This is a genomic window from Desulforhopalus glucosivorans (assembly GCF_054397165.1).
Map to the genome: position 1 here is coordinate 4,870,001 of NZ_AP044854.1, position 20,500 is coordinate 4,890,500.

Here is a 20,500-nt window from a genome sequence, read left to right on the forward strand (position 1 = left end):
CACTTCAAGATGAGATATCCCATGGCGTAAGCCATCTGAAGGGTCGTGGTAGACCACCACGTTGATAGGTCAGGTGTGGAAGAGTAGTAATACTTGGAGCTAACTGATACTAATAACCCGTGTGGCTTATCCATATTTTTTGATTAAACTAACTACTGATTATTCTACTATTCGATTATTTAGATACTCTTAGTATTGCAAGAGCCTTGCTCTTGCAACGCTTAGAGAATCGTATCCCACGAGCCACAGGCGAGATGGGATTACATAGTAAAACAGTGCACGGTAGAATGGATACTATCCTCCCCTACCCCAGGCACAAAAAGTTTTACGGCGGTCATAGCAAAGAGGATCCACCCGTTCCCATTCCGAACACGGAAGTTAAGCTCTTTAGCGCCGATGGTACTGCACGGGCGACTGTGTGGGAGAGTAGGTCATCGCCGTATTTTTTATACAATCCCCAATTAGCATTTATGCTGATTGGGGATTTTTTTTGTGAAATATATTTTCCCAAAACAGCAAACAAAGATAATTTGCTGCCGAGATTCAGAGAAATGACGTACGCTTGCTGTCTTTCTTAATTGGTTTCGTTTATGTACGTAAGGCGGCCCATAGATGAAAATTATAGGTTGTATGTGAGACAAAGTATGCTTCACTCATAATTTAAGGACTGAGTTGCTACTGAGGTGCAATTTAAAGGACTTTGGGGGGAGATAGTGGGTTGTTGTAATTGAGAGCAGATAGTTCCTACGCTTTCAGTTTGCCAACAATTCCATCCACGGTGATATCAAGGTTTTCAATGATAATACCTGTGTATCGCTGAATTGTGTCGCAGATATATTTGCTGAGGTCGTTGAGCTCGCCTGTGAGATTTTTCCCGTAAGAGAGTACAATATGAAGTTCAATTGTGTATCCAGAGCGGAGTACTTTGATTTTTACCTTTTTAACCTGGATTTCATCATCATACTCATCAATGCAGTGGAGTATCATCTGGGTAAGGGCGGCTTCAGTGATATTAACCTTGCCGGCATTAATGGCTTCCTGATGGAAATCTGGCTGGACTATTGATTTTTCAAAAAATTTTGATTTCTTCTGACCGTCTTTTCGTTTGTCACCGCTAAAAAAGATCCTGATTGTTTCAGAGAGAATCTGAGCGTAATCTCTTTTAACCTCTATTGCAGGGACAGGTATTACATGTTTGCCCTCTTCAAACCTGGATTTGATTGCTGCTTCAATATCCTCTTGACTAGCAATTTCTTCAATTTGAATCACTTGGCTTATTGGTGGTAGATCTAATCTATTTGCAAGTCTTTCAACCATTTTGGTAGAGGTACCAAGTATAAGTACCTTTTTAACCTTTTTATCACGTAGTACCTTAATGACATCGTCGCGCTGACTAGTGTCTAAAAAGAGTGCTGTTTTAATTGCACTGAGATACAGCTTTTCCTGTTTCGCGGATCGTCCTGCTAGGATCGTATCATCATGAATGAGAAGACCGTCGTCAATGATGTATGGGATGTCTAGTTTCTCAGCAAGGAGTTTTGCCCTGAAACTCTTCCCCGTACCACTTTTACCTACAAGGGCGTACACAGTGATACCTTTAATTTTCCCTTTAACCCTGCTAAAGAAATTGTAAATTTCTTTTCCGGTAAGATAAACCCATTGATTGTCGTTATTGTTCTTTACTGAGGTCATTATATCCAATAATAAAAAGTGATAACCAGTTTTCAAATCACGTTTCCAGACAATTGAATTTATTGTCAACGTGGTAATAGGGGCAGAGGTTAATTACCCTTTGAGTCTATGTCTTCTCTTGTTTCCAATTTACCTTCAATGCAACTATCTTCCAACAAAATATCGATGATTTGCTTAGGACTATTGCAATCTAAAAGAAACTATAACTTTTTTGGGAGTGAAGAAGGGAATGCTGGCTCGTATATGATATAATTGCAAAACTTAAGTGAGGTTTATCAAAAGTGTAAAGAGGCCTACCGAAATCTAAAAAGTGGTAGGCCTATGGTTTGAACACTACACCTCTATTGGAGGATTACCCCATAGGTGTAATGGTGACTTCTACTCTTCTATTATGTGCATAACTCGATGATATTGGTTGACTCTCACCATAACCTACAGTTGTTATCCTTTGTGGATTCACTCCTTGTTGTACAAGTGCATTCTTAACCGCTTCTGCACGGTTCCAAGAGAGTTGTTGATTGTAAGATTCTGAGCCCCGTTGGTCTGTGTGTCCGGCAACCTGGATTCTGGTGTCAGGATATCTGTTAAGTACAGAGGCCATTCTTGATATTTCCTGATAGCCACCTGGTTTCAACACTACCGAATTATTGCCAAAATATGTTTCACCCTTAAATGTTGCCACCAGCACATCCTGGCTACGCCGTATGCTAGACGCTTCAGAGGCAGCCATTACGTTTCTCAGTTCCTGTTCCTGATAATCCATATATTGGCCGAGTTGGTTGCCGGTGAGTCCACCAAGGGCAGCACCTATACCAGCACCCCAGAGTGTTGATTGGTGGTCTCGACCTATTGCCTGACCTAATGCTGCACCTAATCCGGCACCGACTCCCGCTCCTATTGCTGTTCCCTGTTTTTGGTTTGTGTTTAAACTGGCACAGGAAGAGAGTGAGAATATGAGGAATAGTCCGATGATTGAATTGATAAATAATTTATGCATTTTAAATCTCCTGTCTTGAGTTCAGTGGTGTTCATTAAGTTGTGCTTGTCTTGCCTCCAAAGTAAGTTTTACAGGACTGAAAATCATTGGACATTGGGCGGTATCCGAACAGTATCTATCCATGTCGACCATATGTCGTGTACATGTCGGGTTAATATCGCGTTCTACAGAGGAAGAAATAACTCGCTTTATTTCATGTTGTGGAGATGGGTCGCGGCAAGTAAGGGGAGATCAGGAGGAGCAAACATACGTTTTGGAAGTTATATCACCTTATCATTAATTCAGTTGTATATATCGAAATAAGTAGTAAAAATATAAAAATGCATAAAACAAGGTAAGTAACATTAAAAAAAATATATAACATAGGGTGGTGAATGACAACGAATGGATGTGGAAATGCGTGATATGAATGTCCTTCTTAAAGATATGCAGAGCTATGTAAAAGATACTATTGGCCTTAATGTAGTAGCTAAAAAATGGCGAACTGATAATAAAATGCCAAGAGTATTATCTGAATTCTGTACTTTTTTTGAGGTTGAAATTCTTGGAGTCAAGTATCTGTTGATGACCATTAGCAGTAGTAAGGAAAGCTCACCGATTTATGCGAAAAGAATGATTGACTTGATGGCTGATAACTGGAGGGGGGAGGTAATCTACCTGCTTCCCCGGGTGACGAGCTATAACCGTAAGCGTCTCATTGAGAGAAAAATATCGTTTATTGTACCTGGGAATCAATTGTATCTACCAATCTGTGGCATTGATCTGCGTGAGCATTTTAAACGTTTGCGTGTCACAAAGAATACGTTTAGCCCCTCCACCCAAGTCATACTGTTGTCAATGCTCTATGGACGATTGACGGGGCAGGTCACCCCATCTCGGTTAGCAAAAAAGTTGCAATACACTTCTATGACTATGAGTCGAGGTCTCGATGAATTGACGAGTGAAGGGTTATTTAGAGAACAGACTGAGTGGCGGGAGCGTATAGTTCAGTTTGACGGGGGGAGGAAGGAGTTATGGGACGCTGTCAAAGATCGGATGAAATCGCCTGTCAAAAAGAAGTATGATGTCCTGCTTCCAACAGGTATAGTGAAGACTCACCTCATTGATGCTGGTGAGTCTGCTCTTTCACGATATAATATGATGGCCCAACCACCAAACCCAGTTTATGCCGTAAGCGGAAAGACATGGAAATTACTCTCTAACATGGATGGATTTATCGAGCTTGAGAGTAGTGAGCCCGATTCAGTAGTAGTAGAAGTATGGAAATACAGCCCTGAAGTTTTTTCAAAGAAGAACCTGATCGATCCTGTATCACTCTATTTGAGTATGGTTGAGCCATCTCGGGAAGATGTGGCTGCTGCGTTGGTGAAATTAATTACCTTTGTAGAAGAAGGTTTGCGTAATACTCAAAGTGGTTTGAAAAGTAGCTGATAAATGATGATTACGACGTGTCACGGAGAAGGGGATAATTGTATATGACCGGTGGAATATTTGCCATATTGGATGACATAGCGGTGCTTCTAGATGATGTGGCTGTGATGAGTAAGGTTGCGGCAAAAAAAACTGCAGGAATTCTTGGTGATGATTTAGCAGTGAATGCCGAAAAAGCAACAGGCTTTAGAGCGTCGAGGGAACTGCCTGTCTTGTGGGCTATTACCAAGGGCTCATTTATAAATAAAATCATAATATTGCCACTGGCTTTTCTGCTCAGTGCATATGCATCGTGGTTGATTGTCCCCATATTACTTCTGGGCGGTGCCTACCTCAGTTATGAGGGAATGGAGAAAATATACCATGTTCTATTTCATACGCCCCATGGAACCCCAGCTGCTGAAACGGTTGACGATGATACTACGTTACTTAAAATTGAAGCGGCTAAAATAAAATCTGCCGTTCGTACGGATTTTATTCTTTCAATAGAAATTATTATGATTGCACTCGGCGCAGTAATTGAACAGAAGTTTCTGCTGCAGGTGATGGTGGTTAGTGTGATTGCTCTTCTAGCAACAGTCGGTGTCTATGGGATTGTGGCTCTTATAGTACGGATGGATGATGCGGGTTTATATCTCACCAGGATGGCTGAGGGAACTAAGGGGACGGTAGCTGGGTTTCAGAGGTGGTTTGGACGTGGCCTGATAGTCTCACTTCCGTATGTTATACGTACACTTGGTATCATTGGGACCATTGCCATGCTTATGGTTGGTGGGGGAATGTTTACCCATAATATAGCTGCTGTACACCATGCACTCCAATTTATGCCATCGCTTCTCGCGACTCTTCTCTGTGGCATAGCGGTCGGTAGTGTACTTGTGGCTGTACAGCTTCTTTTTCAGCGTATGTTTGGAAATGAGACTACGTTATGATTTCTCTTGAAATAGCCCATGACATTATAAAACAGGTTACCGCTCTGGATTCGGTCGTTTTTCCATTAGAAGAGGCTTTAGGAAGAATTTGTGCTGAAGATGTTTACGCTGTAGCAGATTGTCCGACGGTTGACTCATCTCTAAAAGATGGTTTTGCAGTCATAGCCTCTGAAATTGAAGAGGCCACTGAGGAACATCCGGTTGATCTATATGTCTCTGGCACTCTTTCTGCAGGAGATGAGGTCGGGGCTACCCTAGTTGGGAGGGGTGAGGCCGTTCGTATTATGACGGGGGCTCAGATTCCTTCGGGTGCAACTTCTGTTGTCGCTTCCGAGTTTGCTGAGGTCAACGGTGCCGCTGTTCGTGTGCAGGCCGATGCTGCAGAAGGTCGCAACATTCTAAGAAAAGGAAGTGATATTAAAAGTGGCCAGCTAGTTCTCTGTGAGGGGACTGAGATTGGACCTGCACAGCTAGGATATCTGGCTTCAGCTGGCATTGGCTCTCTTCTCTGTCATCCCTCTATTGATGTAGCGGTTGTAGCAACTGGGAGTGAACTCGTCTGGCCCGGAGAAGAGCTGATAGAGGGAAAGGTTACTGCAAGTAATATGGTTGCAGCTCGTGCTGAATTAATGGGGCTTGGTTGTAAGGTTTCCACATCAATATTTCGAGACAACTTCGATGAACTAGAGGAGCAATTTAAAAATTGTATTAATCGATTTGATCTCCTTATCACTTGCGGTGGCGTACTTGATGGAGATAAAGATCTCACGATGAAGGCCATGGAACGCCTTGGTATGGAAAAGATGTTTCACCGTGTTCGCATAGGCCCAGGAAAAGGGGCTTGTTTTGGCCGTCTCGGGAGAACCCTGGTTTGCAATCTTCCTGGGGGCCCTCCATCAAACCATGTTGCATTGTTGTTGCTTGCACTTCCAGCCTGTCGCCGTCTTATGGGGGTTGACAATTGTTTTCCAGCAAAAAGTAGAGTCGTTGTGCAGGAAAAACTCCATGGACAGAAAGGATGGACGCAACTGGTGTACTGTAGAGTTGAGTATACTGGAGAAACTCTCGTGGCTACACCCTTGCAGCATATGGGTCGACTAGCAGCAATGGCCGCGGCTAATGCTCTTGTGGAGTTGCCCGAAAGCTGTGGAGGTCTGGATGCTGGAGGTGAGGCACTTGCCTGGATCTTTAGCCCGGAAAATGTACTGTATTCCTGATGGCGCAGTATGATACGGTCCCATTAAGAAGGGTAGAAAGATGTTGAGGAGTTGATTCTATCACCAAATCCATTCGGTTTTCACGTTAAGTTTCTTCTTGTTTATAATGAGAAATTTCAGTTACGGCTTAAAGAAAAGATAAGAATATATTTAAATTAATTGCTTGTTTGTAAATTATTTTTTGATTTAGAAGTAACTCGCTTTTGTCCCGAGGAATTTGACGATTATGTATTCTAGAAAGAGTGTATACTTCATTACTATTGTATTGGTCAGGCGATATCAATATGGTGGCGTATTGTCTGATATTTGAATTAACGAGGTGACTTGTAGGTAAGTAGTTAATAATGCAGGAATTGGGGCGATTGAATTGAAGATCAATTCAATCAATGTTTAGCTGTATATTGTTGTAGGGAGTACAATTTGAGTGCAATCGACGGCCTTCCCGACTATCGATTCGCGAAAAGGAAGGCTAGTTTTTCTTTCTTTTTATCACTGTAGCAAAACCTGCTAAACCAGTACCAAATAGCAGCATTGTTGCAGGTGCAGGTGCGTTAGATTCATTTTCATTCACACTGATGACACTAGACAATTCTATTGTCGATGCAGATATGTCAGTATTCTGGTGGGGTGTCATATATAGAAAAGATGCAATACCCATTATGATCGCTAGAGTTGTTAATTTGGATGTAGCATAAATATTCATCTCTCTCTCCCTTGTTAAACTTGAATCTGTTTCGTTTTTTATAGATAAGCAATATGCATACCAATAGAAGAGGTTTTGTAAAAGATGCGTGATTCCAAGCTTTGGCTACATTGAGAGAAATTGGAGATGTTACTCCTGACCTTGTTGTGGTGCGTTATCATGGAAAAACATCCGAAAATCCGGAAATGCGGATGGATTGTTTGGTAATAGGTCTCTTAAGAATCTGCTGAGTAGCTGAATAGGGGCAAAATGAGAAAAACAGAGTAATCTTTAATCTGCTAAGTATATGTTACAACAGTGGTTATGTTTATTCCTTGATGACATTCGAATTTCCGGACTTCCGTCTTCTGAGAGTGATTGGCTGTTTTTCTCGTTTTCGTTCCAGCCAGTTTTGGTAGAGATCCACGGTAAACATGAGGAGAAGTATGAAGATGACAATCCATTGGGGGATGTAAGGGAATGCGCTTCCATTAATGGCGAGGTGTGCCACGTGCCCGCCTTCAAGAATGAGAACGAAGCCGATCAGTAATAGAACAAAGAGGCCGAGTATTTCAAAGTCTGGATTTTCATTCATATAGTCGGAAATAGTTCCTGCAAAAAACAGCATAACGGCCACAGAAATTACCACAGATCCAGCCATAACCAGAAAAATATCAGTCATACCAACGACGGTGAGGATAGAGTCCACAGAAAAAAGAAGGTTCATACCAACGATAATAAAGATCACTTGGTAAAAACTCGATGTGGCTTTGACCTCTTGCTCAAGCCCTTTAGACTTATGTCGTAGTTCTTTCACCCCTTTCCATATAAGGAATAAGCCTCCAATACAGAGTACCAGCGATTTGCCGCTCAGTTCACCTACAACATGGATTGAGAGTATGTTTATATCAAGGTGATGGAAAACATTTGTTGCATATTTCAGTACATAGCTGACCATCGAGAGGAGTATGATCCTGAAAACCATTGCCAGTAGCAGGCCAATATTAACGGCAGATTTGCGTTGTGCCTGGGGGAGTTTGTTCGCGAGGATGGTTATGATAATGAGATTGTCCGCACCAAGGGCTATTTGAATAAGGGTGACCGAAAAGAGGTTAACCCAGAAAACACTCTCTGTAAGTATTTCAAACATCCTTGTCTCTCCATAACAATGTATTTTAGCGTAATGTATAAATTAATCAGGCCATCCTAGCATACCACCACCCTTGATCTCAAATGGTTTTCGCTGTATTGCTATTTTAGAGTGAGCTTATTGGATATTATGCAGAAAGAAGTGGGAGAAAAATAATGGAAGATGACTTCGATTTTTGGAATGATCATTCAACTGAATATCTGGGAATGGCTTATATGTGGGACAGAAGGAAGGTCCTGGATAATCCAGATGGCATGGGGCAAAAGACAGGAGATTGCGGTGATACTATAACGATGTATCTTCAAGTAGAAGATGGTCTAGTAAAGCAACTCTGTTTTGAACTGGATGGGTGTATTAATACAAATGCCTGTTGCAACGTTGTTGCCTCTATGGTTGAAAATAATCCTGTTGCTGAGGGCTGGCAGATTACTCCTCTAATGGTTATCGAGTACTTAGGGACACTACCAGATGATCATCATCACTGTGCGGAGCTTGCAGTGGGGACCTTCTATCTTACCTTGGCGGACTACGAAAAAAAATCATCTTGAGGTAACTGTGTATATAAATGCTACTGAAGAGGGCCCTCTGGTGGTGTTTCGGTCTGTTCGAGGATGGCTCCATTTCCCTGGGACATTGATATGACATGAAGGGCGAAATGGTAATCCATGTCTTTGGGATCGCCGCTGAATGTCGCTAGGAACAGATCGGCCATGGTGAGGATGATTTCTTTAAATGGCCCTGTAACGATCATATTTTCAACACTGTGCTCTCCTAGATTATGGACTGTGAATCTCACCATATTGTGTCACCATGCGGGTTGATGTTAATTACAAAAGAAGGTCAATTCCTCTGGATGCTGCTATCTCAGCAAGCTCTTTAAGATGAGCTCTTTGTGTCGATGCCACAATAGACTCCATTACTGAGGTTATGGTTCTGGAATTCAGGCTGAACTCCACACCACAGCAATACTCAATCCCATGTCTTTTTCTTACTTTGGACAGATGCCTCACGGTGCTGCTTATCCTCGCCCGAAGTTCATCATCTATATAGAGTTTTAAGAAGAGTTCATCCTCTAGTTGGAGTTGGCGGTGGACATGCTTGTCAATTGATATGCCCATTCCTTTTCTGCTGATATCAATTGGGTTTGTAGTGAGCTCCAGTGGACCATTTTCTCTTTCAACCTCTACGACAAAATCCTGGTGATCGGGAACCTTTGCCCGAAACTCTCTTGCATTTTTTTCAATTCGTAGAATTGATGGATAGGCGAGCTGTAGAACAGGAAGTTCGTTAATTCTGGTAATGTTTTTAAAGGTGGTCCCCATTTCAATCCCGTATTCTTTGGTGAACATGCGGAGAATCACGCTGGTGGATTGCCTGAGACGTAAGCTGCCGAGGCCGGGTTCTAGTGGGAGGGTAATGATATGGTCAAGGGAAAGAAGGTAGTCACCAGGATTGTATGTTGGTTGTAATATATCATCTTCTTCGGTTTCAGGTGCTGGGTTGTGGTCCTGAAGTCTTGAAAAATAGAGGCTTGGCATTTTATCCAGTTCTACCTCAAGGATCTTTTCATCAAGTAGGGCTGTCTGGAGGTAGGGGAGTATTTCTTCCTGATTTGTAAGTATTTCACCTCTCTCAATTTTCTCAGTGAGTTCGTCACTTGAATAGGATAAAGAGGGGAAGTAGAGCTGTAGAAGTTTTTTTATATCGTCATTCATCTGTTTTGATATTCCCTACCGTGAAAATAATAAGCACAGCTTTTTGGGGCTGATGCATTCTTTCCCTTATGAAATTATCGTAACAAACCTAACCCCTGTAAAGAGGAAGTAAAGCCAGGGTAAGTCGTTCGAAGGTGCGTTTATGTTCACATTCTCACAGCAACTCACAGTTCTTGCAGCTCTTTGTTTTTGAACAGAATTTCTGGAGTAAGGCACTAAAATGGGAGAACCTTCTTCAAAATGATGTTTTTGAAACCATCTATTGTGTATTATATACGAATGGCTTTAAAAACTTTCAGTTAAAAACAATACATTATAATATTACACAATGAAACAACTGACAACTCCAAGGATGGATCAGTGTATCGGGTGCCAATCCTGCTCACTTGCCTGTGCTCGTCTTGTACACAAGAAGCTGTCCTGGAACACTTCTGGTATTCGTATTCACTCGTCTGGCGGACTATCCACAGGTTTTGTGGCTAATCGTTGCCTTGCCTGCGATCCTGCTCCTTGTGCTGACGCCTGTCCGACAGGTGCTTTTACCCATCGGCCGGGAGGAGGGGTTGTAGTAAAGAAGAAACTTTGTATTCAGTGTTCGTCCTGCGTGGCAGTCTGCCCGGTGGATGCGATCTACGAAGATCGGGTAGGCGACGTCTATGTCTGTATTCATTGTGGTCTGTGTGTACCTTTTTGTCCCCAGAACTGTCTAGAGATGATTGAAAGTGATAACATTGAAGAGGTGTTGCTATGATGGGTGAAGAATTCAGAATTCTTCTGGTTGATGCCTCAAGTGGTAAAGGGAAGATTGTTGAGATGGAAGGGAGGAATACGGTGGCCGGTGGTAGTGGTCTGGCCGCTCTCTTGTATCAAAAATATGGAAAACCGAAGAGCCCATGGGATGATGAGGGGCAGCCGGTTATTTTCGCCATCGGCCCTTTGACAGGTTACTTCCCGCTCATGAGCAAAATTGTATGTTCTTTTAAGTCAAACTATCATGGGGAGTATACTGAAAGTCATGCCGGTGGCAGGGCAGCACTGTCGCTTCGATTTTCAAATCTTGACGCTCTGGTGATTGTTGGAAAATGCAAGGGGCTGAGTTGTCTGAGTATAGGTGCAAGCCATATTGAGTTTAAGGATGCCGCGTTTCTACGAGGAACCGATGCGGAGAGCTCCGGCAAACTCATCCGCCGGATGTTTAAGTCAGGTGGTGGGCATCGCTCTATTATGCGTATAGGTCCATCGGGTGAGCTTGGCTCGGCTATGGCGTGTGTTAATGTGGATACCTATCGGCATTTTGGCAGAATGGGTGGCGGTGCAGCTCTTGGTGCTAAAAACATTAAGGGCATTGTTATTCACGGAGATTCCGATTTTCAGGCACCTGGTGGAAAAGAATACACTAATCTATATAAGGACGTATATCAGTTAGTAACTTCCACAGATATGATGAAGAAGTATCATAATCTAGGAACTCCTGCCAATTTGCAGACGTTGAATGATATATCTTCCCTGCCCTGGAATAATCTTCAGAAAACTGCTGACCCCGGAATCACCACTATCACAGGAGAGCGCTTTGCAGATGAGACCCTGTTGCGTAACGGGGCCTGCTCCGGCTGCCCTGTGGGTTGTATTCATATCGGTTTTATTCGTGAGAAAATGGCCCAGGACAACCGTTACCACTACCATCAGGTTGCCTATGATTATGAGCCAATCTTTGCAGCCGGGACCATGCTCGGGGTAAAAAATTCGTTTGATATCCTGCGTATTTTGGATGTGATGGAACGAGTCGGTCTCGATGCCATGTCCGGTGGAGTTGCGCTGGCATGGGCAACGGAGGCTATGGACAAGGGGCTGATCTCTGAAAAAGATACACTTGTTGCCTTGAAGTTTGGAGATGCTAATGCGTATCAGCAGGCAGCGCGGTATCTTGGACGGGGTGCTAACGATTTTTATCGCTTGCTTGGGCAGGGGACACTGAAGGCTGCGGAAGTGTATGGTGGCAGTGAGTTCGCTTGCGTACTTGGGCAGGAGATGGCAGGCTACGCTACAGGAGAACTGTTTTTTGCAGCTCAAACCCTCGGTTTCAGGCATTCACACTTAGATACCGGTGCCTACAGTTATGATCAGAAGAACAGTGAGAAAAATGTTGAAAAGGCGGTGGACTTTCTTGTCGCCGATGAACCCGGCAGGGCATTTATGACCTCAATGGTGGCCTGTCTTTTTGCGCGGTCAGCCTACTCAGAAGAGATGCTTTCCCGCTGTCTCAGCGCAGTGGGGTATACCACCTTGGCTAACTCAATCCCTGAAACTTCAGAGTATATTAGACGACTCAGGTGGAAGGTGAGAGCTGAAACAGGATTTAGCCCCGATAATTTTTCAATTCCAAAGCGTTTTTATAAGGTTGAAACCTGGAAGGGTGCAGTTGATAAACAGTATCTTGATGATTTGAAAAGCGCCTATGGACAGCGAATCATGGGGCTTGTGACAGATGAGAGGTAAAGCGCTCAGCTTTTGTAATAAAAATGGGATGTCCGGTAGAGCCGGGCATCCCATTTTTTATTTACATACGTTGAAGATTACAGCAGATCGGCGATGGCAGCTTTTTCACTGAGGAGTTCTTCCTCGGTGGCCTTCATCATATTACTTTGGAACTCTGTGATTTCAAGGCCGGTCACCTCCTGCCAATCACCGTTTGCACAGACAATGGGACGAGCGTAGATCAATTCCTCGTCGATACCGTAGCTATTGCCCATGCTTGGTACACCCATGCTGACCCAACCACCGTCAGAGCCGAGGGCCCAGCTTCTCATATGGTCAACAGCAGCTGAAGCAGCAGAAGCGGCACTGGAAGCTCCGCGAGCCTTTATGATTGCTGCACCACGCTGCTGTACTGTTGGGATGAAGTCGTTTACATACCAGTCGTTGTCAACCTTATCCTTTACTGGGACGCCGTCAACAGTGGCATATGCGATGTCAGGGAACTGTGTTGCTGAGTGGTTGCCCCAAACGACCATTTTCTCAACTTTGGTAGAGTGGCTACCTGTTTTTTCAGCAATTTGCGATAAAGAGCGATTGTGATCGAGTCGCATCATGGCGGTGAAGTTGCGCGGATTGAGGTCCGGTGCATTTTTCATGGCGATGAGGCAATTGGTGTTTGCAGGATTACCTACAACGAGGATCTTTACGTCACGACTTGCATGGTCGTTGAGGGCCTTGCCCTGAACAGTAAAGATGGCTCCATTTGCTTTAAGAAGATCACTGCGCTCCATGCCGGGACCACGGGGTCTGGAACCGACGAGAAGGCCAAAGTCGATATCTTTGAAGGCGACATTTGGGTCGTCAGTTGCAATAATACCCGCAACCAGCGGGAAAGCACAGTCATTTAATTCCATGACGACCCCTTTAAGGGCGTCCATTGCGGGAGGTATTTCAAGAAGTTGAAGGATGACAGGCTGGTCTTTTCCTAGCATGTCTCCACTAGCTACCCGAAAAATAAGGGAATAACTGATTTGTCCGGCAGCGCCGGTGATTGCAACACGTACTGGGGTTTTCATTCTTTTTCTCCTAGCAGACTTTTTCGGATTATTACACAAAAACCTTCTGTTAACAGCAAACAGTAATAAGATAACATAATGTTACTCAGTAATCTAGTCCCAGGGTGCGTGTGTGGTGTAATTTATTTTACAGAAACGTAAAATGTTGTTTAAGTGCTTGAAAATTATGGTTTTCCGAATCCGCCACCCCCGGGTGTTTTAATGGTTATTGAGTCGTTGGCAGACAAAAAAACCTCATCGTTTCCTTTTAGCTCCTGTTTGCTTCCATCGTTTCGAGTAACGATGTTCTGACCTTTTTTTCCAGGACCACCGCCCCTCAGGCCATAGGGTTCAGTCTCCCTGTGGGAGGAAAGTATCGTAGCTGTCATCGGTTCTAAAAAGCGAATCTTGCGTATAACCCCATCTCCGCCAGGGTACTTCCCTTTTCCGCCGGAATCTTTTCTAATGGAAAAAGATTCAACCTGAACTGGAAAGCGGTGCTCAACGACTTCAGGGTCCGTCATGCGGGTGTTTGTCATATGGCTGTGGACAGCGTTTGTACCAGGGTGATCGGGTCCCGCCCCTGTTCCTCCACAGATGGTTTCATAGTTTTGGTGGGTGGCATTGCCGTAGACAAAATTATTCATCGTTCCCTGGGAGGAGGCAAGTACACCCAGTGCACCGAAAAGTGCATCGGTGATCCCTTGAGACACCTCGGTGTTGCCAGAGATTACAGCCGCCGGGTATTTTGGGTTTATCATGGACTTCTCAGGGATGACAAGTTGTAGAGGTTTCATGCAACCTTCGTTGAGTGGGATGTTGTCAGCCACAAGAGTTCTAAATACATAAAGAACAGCTGCCTTGCACACTCCAGCAGGGGCATTGTAGTTACCGGCGCTTTGGGGAGATGTGCCACTAAAGTCAATAGTTGCCTCTCTCTTGTCACGGTCCACCGTAATATTCACATCAATGTGTCTTCCCTCATCCATGGGATAGGTGAAACTGCAGTCCTGTAGTACATCGACCACGCGCCGTACGGATTCTTCCGCGTTATCCTGCACATGTTTCATATAGGCGTGGACCACATCTATACCGAAATTATCCACCATTTTGTGCAGTTCGATACTTCCTGTGGTGTTGGCGGCTATCTGGGCTGTGAGGTCTGCCATGTTTTGATCTATATTGCGGCAGGGATAGCGGCCTGAAGCGAGTAGGTCTCTTGTTTCTTTTTCTCGAAGGGTCCCTTTTTCAACGAGGAGAAAATTATCGATCAAAACTCCTTCATCTTCAATGTGCGTACTGTCTGGGGGGGATGAGCCAGGGGTGCGACCACCGATGTCGGCATGGTGGCCTCTTGAACCAAGATAAAAGAGGATCTCTTTTTCATCACTGCTAAAAACTGGCGTTATCACCGTGACATCTGGAAGATGGGTTCCACCATTGTAGGGAGCGTTCAGCATATAGCTGTTTCCCGGTTGCATGGATGAACCATTTTCGCGGATTATTGTTTTAATGGATTCGCCCATGGAGCCAAGGTGCACTGGGACGTGGGGCGCATTGGCAACCAGATTACCTTGTTGGTCAAAAAGGGCGCAGGAAAAATCCAGACGCTCTTTGATGTTAACAGAGTATGAGGTGTTGGCAAGGGTTGCCCCCATCTGTTCTGCAATGGACATAAAGAGATTGTTGAATACCTCAAGCATAACGGGGTCAGCAGATGTGCCAATGGCATGCTGTTTTTCCTGTTCAAGATATCGGTTGATGATAAGATTATCAAATTGATCAATTTCTGCTCTCCAGCCCGGTTCTACAATGACTGTTCCTGTTTTCTCAGCTATTATGGCAGGTCCGGTTATCTGTTGGCCCGTTTGTATACTGTCTCGGTTAAAGAGTGAAACGTTTACCTGCTTGCCATCAGCGATCATATCTACTGAGTCGACAGGGCTGAGTATCGATTTCACGGGCTCGGTGACGTTGTTGTGTGCCACTTCAACGGTTTCACTGTGTCCAACTCCTTCAACAGATAAGGCTTCAACAATCAGACCACGTTCTTTTGCAATAAAACCGAAGCGCTGTTGGTGGGCCTTCTCAAAGTTCTTCTGCATGGCTTCAACTGTATCGAAGTCAACCAGTAGGCTACTATCGGTACCGTCATAGCGGATATGGCATTTTTCGATAATTGATATTTTCTCGCTCTCCACTCCCTGTGCTGCTATCTCCTGTGATACTTCGTGGATAAATGGAGATGAGGCTTCTTCTATCGTTTGTAGAGCCTGATTATCCAAGGGGATCTCGAGCTGGGTTTCTCGCATGGCCCGAATGTCAGCCAGGCCCATACCATAGGCTGAGAGAACTCCAGCAAAAGGATGGAGAAATACCTTTTTCATGCCAAGTGCATCAGCGACTAGACAAGCATGCTGACCACCAGCACCACCAAAACAGTTGAGGGTGTAGTCGGTTACGTCATACCCCCTCTGGACAGAAATCTTCTTAATGGCGTTTGCCATATTTTCGACAGCAATGCGGAGAAAACCAGCGGCCACCTCTTCAGGGGATTGCTCGGGCAGGCCGGTGCTCGAGGCTATTTGGGTGGCAAGATCGGAAAATTTTTCCAGGACAATGTTCTTATCTAGTGGTTCGTTAGCCTCAGGGCCAAACACTTCAGGAAAATATTTGGGCTGGATCTTGCCAAGCATGACATTGCAGTCAGTAACGGTAAGCTCTCCGCCTCTTCGGTAGCATGCAGGACCTGGGTTTGCCCCTGCAGATTCCGGACCTACGCGGTATCTTGCACCGTCAAAGTTGAGAATGGACCCACCACCAGCGGCAACGGTGTGGATGTGCATCATCGGAGCTCGCATCCGGATTCCCGCAACCATGGTTTCAAAACTTCTTTCGTACTCACCGTTGTAGTGGGCAATATCAGTGGATGTCCCCCCCATATCAAAGCCAATGAGTTTGTTGTCACCTGCCATTGTAGCGGTTTTTACCATGCCGACTACACCGCCTGCCGGTCCAGACAGGATGGCATCTTTTCCCTGGAATAATTTTGCATCGGTCAGACCACCGTTTGATTGCATAAACATGAGCTGGGGGTTGTCATCGTTGTCGTTACTTAATTGCCCTGCAACGAGTTCAACGTAACGGCGCAGAATAGGTGAGAGGTAGCTGTCTACAACGGTTGTATCTCCTCTAGAGACAAGCTTTATAAGAGGGCTGACTTTGTGACTTGTTGAGATCTGTGTATAACCAATTTCTTCGGCTAATTGTGCTATTTGCTCTTCGTGGTGACTATATCTGTAACCATGCATCAAAACAATAGCGATAGCCCTGATACCCTGGTCAAAAGCTTGCTGCAGAAGAGTTCTGGCTCTTTCTGTATCGAGTTGCTCCAGTACCTCACCTTCAGCACTCACACGCTCATTAATTTCAATCACTGTCTCATAGAGCATTTCAGGAAGCTGTATGTGTCTTGCAAAAAGATCCGGTCGACTCTGGTAGCCGATGCGCAGGGCATCACCAAAGCCCCGTGTTATTGCAAGAAGCGTCCGGTCACCTTTGCGCTCGAGCAGTGCGTTGGTCGCAACAGTTGTTCCCATTTTTACTGAATGGATGATACCGGCTGGGATAGGCTCATTCTCGGAAATATTGAGGAGATCACGGATCCCCTGCACCGCAGCATCTTTATACTTTTCAGGATTTTCAGAGAGGAGCTTGTGGGTAACGAGATTGCCGTTTGGTGTTTTGGCTACTAAGTCGGTAAAAGTTCCACCGCGATCAATCCAAATCTGCCACTGTGTCATAGCTGTCTCCTGCTCGTTAATCTGATAATTTGTTGATCTTTCGTGTTAATGTAAAGACTGTTTGACAAAAATGTATTGCATTTTGATAAATTGTCGATAAAGTATCTGTAAATGAAGATAATTGCAAGTATGTGATAAAAAGTCAACATTCTTGTTTACCTTGTTGATCTTCTGTAGAAATAGTGACACATATACAGAACAGGAGTGCGGTAGAAGAAGTTATTATTAATTAAAGGATACTTTAAAAAAGTGGAAATATGTACAGTTTGAGTACAAGGTTTCGTTGAACAAATAAGTACTTTTTTGAAGCTTCCCTAAAAAGAGGTAGGTAAATGATGCTAACAAAACGACTAGTTTCAACATTAACTGGTATTACTGTAGGTTTAGGAATGAGCTGTAGTGTAATGGCTGCAACCTGGGATATGCCGACACCGTATCCGGACAAGACCTTCCACACACAAAATATTGCCGCCTTTGCAAAAGATATAGAGACCGCAACCGGTGGAGAGCTGAAGATCAATATTCACTCTGCGGGCTCACTTTTTAAACATCCTGAGATTAAGAATGCGGTGCGGGGTGGTCAGGTCCCTGCCGGTGAGTTTTTTCTCTCACTACTCTCCAATGAACATGCTGCCTTTGGTGCTGATTCTCAGCCATTTCTTGCGACAAACTATGATGAGGCCAAAAAATTATGGGATGCTCAAAAGCCGATTGTTGCAAAGCTGCTTGATAAGCAGGGTCTCATGCCGTTGTTCTCAGTTCCATGGCCTCCTCAAGGTCTCTATACCAAAAAAGAGATTAAGACCGTGGAAGATCTGAAAGGTATAAAATTCAGAGCCTATAACGCAACCCTTGAACTCTTTGCAAATAAAATTGGCGCGGCGCCAACACAGGTAGAAGTCCCTGATATTCCACAGGCATTTGCGACAGGCCGTGTTGAGGCAATGGTTACCTCCCCGTCAACGGGTGCTAACTCCAAGGCATGGGATTTTGTAACTCATTACACTGATATTCAGGCCTGGCTTCCTAAAAATATAGTTGTTGTGAGCAAAAAAGCATTTAGAAAACTTGACCAAAAATCTCAGGATGCCGTTCTTGCTGCTGCACAAACTGCAGAGGATCGGGGTTGGGAGATGAGTAAGAAAGAGACTGCTGAGAAAACAGCGATCCTGAAAGATAACGGTATTATTGTTGTGACCCCAAGCGATGAGCTGATGAAAGGGCTGAAGGACATAGGCTTGGAGATGATTGTAGAATGGCAAAAATCAGCCGGGGCTGAAGGTGAGGCTCTCCTCAAGGCGTATGAGGCTAAGTAGGCTGAGGTTATAAGGGCTATCTACGATCAGTAAGTCATGAGAAGACGGGAATACCGTCTTCTCATAATGTGTTGTCACGATAACTGGTTGTGCTCGATGAGAGGCTTTTGATGAGTAGGAGAAAATATGCGGTATTTGCTGGATAATCTGTACAAATCGAGTTGCTGGCTTGCGGCAACATGTATTGGTGCAATTTGCCTCCTCGTTGTTTCCCAGGTGTTTCTTAATATTCTTGATCGCTTAAGTACACTTATACTGGGCAGTGCTATAGGCTTAACAATTCCATCCTATTCTGATTTTACCGGGTTCTTACTCGCAGCGGCCTCCTTTTTATCTCTTGCCCACGCCTTGCGGGAAGGGTCTCACATACGGGTCGTACTGGTTCTCGGTCATTTGCCGGATAAAATTCGCCATCTGGCCGAAATCTGGTGTGTTGGCTTTGCTCTTAGTATTGCAGGTTATTTTACGTATTACACCGCAAAACTGACTCATGAGTCCTACAGTTATCACGATCTGTCGTCCGGGATGATTGCTGTGCCAATCTGGATTCCTCAATCATTTATGCTCATTGGACTTATTATCCTAACGATTGCCTTGGTTGATGAACTGGTCACTGTTTTGAGTGGCCGAGATCCAAGTTATGAAGACAAGGGTGAACGATTGCTCTCAGATGGACCTGCTACGTCTTCTGGGCTTAATGTGGATGGGGAGCTGTAAGTATGCCTGAAATATCACTGACTTTAATTCTACTTCTCATTCTCTTTTCTCTGCTTGCAAGTGGTGTATGGGTTGCTTTTTCACTTTTTGCCGTTGGTATGGCGGCCCTGGCCCTTTTTTCAGAGGCTCCATTAGGTGAGGTGATGGCGACTACTGTATGGGGAGCTAGTAATGGATGGGCCTTGGCAGCACTACCTCTATTTATATGGATGGGAGAGATTCTCTTTCGCTCAAGGCTCTCAGAAGACATGTTCACCGGTCTGTCCCCATGGCTGACCCACCTGCCAGGGAGACTGCTCCATGTGAATATCTTAGGATGTGGAATCTTTGCAGCTGTATCCGGTTCGTCGGCGGCAACTGCTGCAACCATTGGAAAAATGTCCATCCCGGAACTTGCACGACGTGGATATCCACAGTCCATGATGCTCGGTACCCTCGCGGGTTCAGCTACTCTGGGTCTGCTTATTCCTCCGTCTATCATTTTAATTGTATACGGCGTTGCAACCGAGCAATCCATTGCACGATTATTTATCGCAGGTGTACTCCCAGGCATAATGCTGGTAACACTTTTTATTGGCTATGTTGTTATCTGGTCTCTATTTCATAAGGATGCTATTCCAGCAGGGGAAGAAAATTACACCTTTAAAGAAAAGATCCAGGCATCAAAAAGCCTTATTCCTGTTTTACTTCTTATCCTAGGAGTGATCGGGTCAATCTACTCGGGTATTGCATCTCCTACAGATGCAGCTGCTGTTGGAGTTGTGCTCGCCCTTGTTCTATCGTGGTATACAGGTTCTCTTACGAAGAAGAACTTTATCGACAGTCTCATGGGCGCTACTAAGACGTCATCCATGATTGCATTTATTCTTGCTGGAGCGGCCTTTTTAACAGTTGCCATGGGCTTTACAGGGATTCCTAAGGTTCTGGCCACATGGATCGGGGGGATGAGCCTGTCTCCCTACGCACTTCTTGCAGCTCTTACTCTCTTTTTTATTGTAATGGGTTGTTTTCTGGACGGCATTTCAGTGGTGGTACTTACCACATCTGTCATAATGCCCATGGTGGAGCAGGCGGGGATAGACCCGCTCTGGTTCGGAATTTTTGTGGTTATTGTGGTGGAAATGGCGCAGATCACTCCGCCTGTAGGCTTTAATCTTTTTGTTATTCAGGGGCTTACTGGTGTTGATATTTTGAAAGTTGCCCTTGCAGCCTTACCATTCTTTCTTCTACTGCTATTAGGCCTTGGTTTGATAGTTTTCTTTCCGGAAATTGTAACTTTTTTGCCTAATATGATGGGTAATTAGCCCGCGTGTTACAG

Annotated in this window: 17 protein-coding genes and 2 rRNA genes (1 of these 19 only partly in view); 11 read left to right on the plus strand and 8 right to left on the minus strand. The window is 44.5% G+C overall.

Annotated features, from left to right (window positions below; all coding sequences use genetic code 11):
- Together ACX6CI_RS20815 and rrf are read left to right on the plus strand one after the other, a co-directional pair.
- Nucleotides 1–134, plus strand: a 23S ribosomal RNA gene (locus ACX6CI_RS20815) (it extends 2,886 nt beyond the left edge of the window).
- Between the two features lie 192 nt (nucleotides 135–326).
- A 5S ribosomal RNA gene (gene rrf / locus ACX6CI_RS20820) occupies nucleotides 327–443 on the plus strand.
- A gap of 301 nt (nucleotides 444–744) precedes the next feature.
- Here rrf and ACX6CI_RS20825 read toward each other — a convergent pair.
- Together ACX6CI_RS20825 and ACX6CI_RS20830 are read right to left on the minus strand one after the other, a co-directional pair.
- Nucleotides 745–1,692: an Asp23/Gls24 family envelope stress response protein gene (locus tag ACX6CI_RS20825; protein ID WP_458775571.1), complete on the minus strand. Its 948-nt coding sequence runs from the start codon at nucleotides 1,690–1,692 to the stop codon at nucleotides 745–747.
- Nucleotides 1,693–2,044: 352 nt separating this feature from the next.
- The gene (locus tag ACX6CI_RS20830) at nucleotides 2,045–2,689 is read right to left on the minus strand and encodes an OmpA family protein (protein ID WP_458775572.1); all 645 of its coding nucleotides are present in this window, start codon (nucleotides 2,687–2,689) and stop codon (nucleotides 2,045–2,047) included.
- Nucleotides 2,690–3,085: 396 nt separating this feature from the next.
- Here ACX6CI_RS20830 and ACX6CI_RS20835 point away from each other — a divergent pair, with 396 nt between their 5' ends.
- The 3 genes from ACX6CI_RS20835 to ACX6CI_RS20845 are packed head-to-tail and all read left to right on the plus strand — an operon-like array spanning nucleotide 3,086 to nucleotide 6,269.
- Nucleotides 3,086–4,120: a hypothetical protein gene (locus ACX6CI_RS20835; RefSeq protein ID WP_458775573.1), complete on the plus strand. Its 1,035-nt coding sequence runs from the start codon at nucleotides 3,086–3,088 to the stop codon at nucleotides 4,118–4,120.
- A gap of 44 nt (nucleotides 4,121–4,164) precedes the next feature.
- The gene (locus ACX6CI_RS20840) at nucleotides 4,165–5,052 is read left to right on the plus strand and encodes a DUF808 domain-containing protein (protein WP_458775574.1); all 888 of its coding nucleotides are present in this window, start codon (nucleotides 4,165–4,167) and stop codon (nucleotides 5,050–5,052) included.
- The gene (locus tag ACX6CI_RS20845; protein ID WP_458775575.1) at nucleotides 5,049–6,269 is read left to right on the plus strand and encodes a molybdopterin molybdotransferase MoeA; all 1,221 of its coding nucleotides are present in this window, start codon (nucleotides 5,049–5,051) and stop codon (nucleotides 6,267–6,269) included. Before ACX6CI_RS20840 ends, ACX6CI_RS20845 begins: the two co-directional genes overlap by 4 nt.
- Before the next feature lie 469 nt (nucleotides 6,270–6,738).
- Here the strand turns inward: ACX6CI_RS20845 and ACX6CI_RS20850 are convergent, their stop codons facing one another.
- A complete protein-coding gene (locus ACX6CI_RS20850; RefSeq protein WP_458775576.1) occupies nucleotides 6,739–6,972 on the minus strand; it encodes a PEP-CTERM sorting domain-containing protein in 234 nt (77 codons plus the stop codon).
- A 307-nt stretch (nucleotides 6,973–7,279) separates the two neighbouring features.
- Nucleotides 7,280–8,101, minus strand: a complete 822-nt coding sequence (locus tag ACX6CI_RS20855; RefSeq protein ID WP_458775577.1) for a TerC family protein — start codon at nucleotides 8,099–8,101, stop codon at nucleotides 7,280–7,282.
- Between the two features lie 155 nt (nucleotides 8,102–8,256).
- Between ACX6CI_RS20855 and ACX6CI_RS20860 the strand changes: the two genes are divergently transcribed.
- Nucleotides 8,257–8,649, plus strand: a complete 393-nt coding sequence (locus ACX6CI_RS20860; RefSeq protein WP_458775578.1) for an iron-sulfur cluster assembly scaffold protein — start codon at nucleotides 8,257–8,259, stop codon at nucleotides 8,647–8,649.
- A gap of 20 nt (nucleotides 8,650–8,669) precedes the next feature.
- Here the strand turns inward: ACX6CI_RS20860 and ACX6CI_RS20865 are convergent, their stop codons facing one another.
- Complete coding sequence (locus tag ACX6CI_RS20865; protein WP_458775579.1) at nucleotides 8,670–8,900, minus strand: hypothetical protein; 231 nt, start codon at nucleotides 8,898–8,900, stop codon at nucleotides 8,670–8,672.
- A gap of 28 nt (nucleotides 8,901–8,928) precedes the next feature.
- Entirely contained in the window at nucleotides 8,929–9,816 is an 888-nt protein-coding gene (locus ACX6CI_RS20870; protein ID WP_458775580.1) for a PilZ domain-containing protein, read from the minus strand.
- A gap of 328 nt (nucleotides 9,817–10,144) precedes the next feature.
- Between ACX6CI_RS20870 and ACX6CI_RS20875 the strand changes: the two genes are divergently transcribed.
- Nucleotides 10,145–10,567 (plus strand): 4Fe-4S binding protein, encoded by a 423-nt coding sequence (locus tag ACX6CI_RS20875; protein ID WP_458775581.1) that lies wholly within the window; start codon nucleotides 10,145–10,147, stop codon nucleotides 10,565–10,567.
- Nucleotides 10,564–12,312: an aldehyde ferredoxin oxidoreductase C-terminal domain-containing protein gene (locus ACX6CI_RS20880; protein WP_458775582.1), complete on the plus strand. Its 1,749-nt coding sequence runs from the start codon at nucleotides 10,564–10,566 to the stop codon at nucleotides 12,310–12,312. Before ACX6CI_RS20875 ends, ACX6CI_RS20880 begins: the two co-directional genes overlap by 4 nt.
- Before the next feature lie 77 nt (nucleotides 12,313–12,389).
- Here the strand turns inward: ACX6CI_RS20880 and ACX6CI_RS20885 are convergent, their stop codons facing one another.
- Together ACX6CI_RS20885 and ACX6CI_RS20890 are read right to left on the minus strand one after the other, a co-directional pair.
- Entirely contained in the window at nucleotides 12,390–13,367 is a 978-nt protein-coding gene (locus ACX6CI_RS20885; RefSeq protein ID WP_458775583.1) for a malate dehydrogenase, read from the minus strand.
- 164 nt (nucleotides 13,368–13,531) lie between these two features.
- Entirely contained in the window at nucleotides 13,532–17,149 is a 3,618-nt protein-coding gene (locus tag ACX6CI_RS20890; RefSeq protein WP_458775584.1) for a hydantoinase B/oxoprolinase family protein, read from the minus strand.
- A gap of 332 nt (nucleotides 17,150–17,481) precedes the next feature.
- Between ACX6CI_RS20890 and ACX6CI_RS20895 the strand changes: the two genes are divergently transcribed.
- The 3 genes from ACX6CI_RS20895 (at nucleotide 17,482) to ACX6CI_RS20905 (ending at nucleotide 20,486) form a co-directional block, all read left to right on the plus strand.
- Entirely contained in the window at nucleotides 17,482–18,465 is a 984-nt protein-coding gene (locus tag ACX6CI_RS20895; protein ID WP_458775585.1) for a TRAP transporter substrate-binding protein, read from the plus strand.
- Nucleotides 18,466–18,591: 126 nt separating this feature from the next.
- Complete coding sequence (locus ACX6CI_RS20900) at nucleotides 18,592–19,182, plus strand: TRAP transporter small permease (RefSeq protein ID WP_458775586.1); 591 nt, start codon at nucleotides 18,592–18,594, stop codon at nucleotides 19,180–19,182.
- A 2-nt stretch (nucleotides 19,183–19,184) separates the two neighbouring features.
- Nucleotides 19,185–20,486 carry a TRAP transporter large permease gene (locus tag ACX6CI_RS20905; protein WP_458775587.1) on the plus strand — a complete coding sequence of 434 codons (1,302 nt, stop codon included), beginning with the start codon at nucleotides 19,185–19,187 and terminating at the stop codon, nucleotides 20,484–20,486.
- The last annotated feature ends 14 nt before the right edge of the window (nucleotides 20,487–20,500 follow it).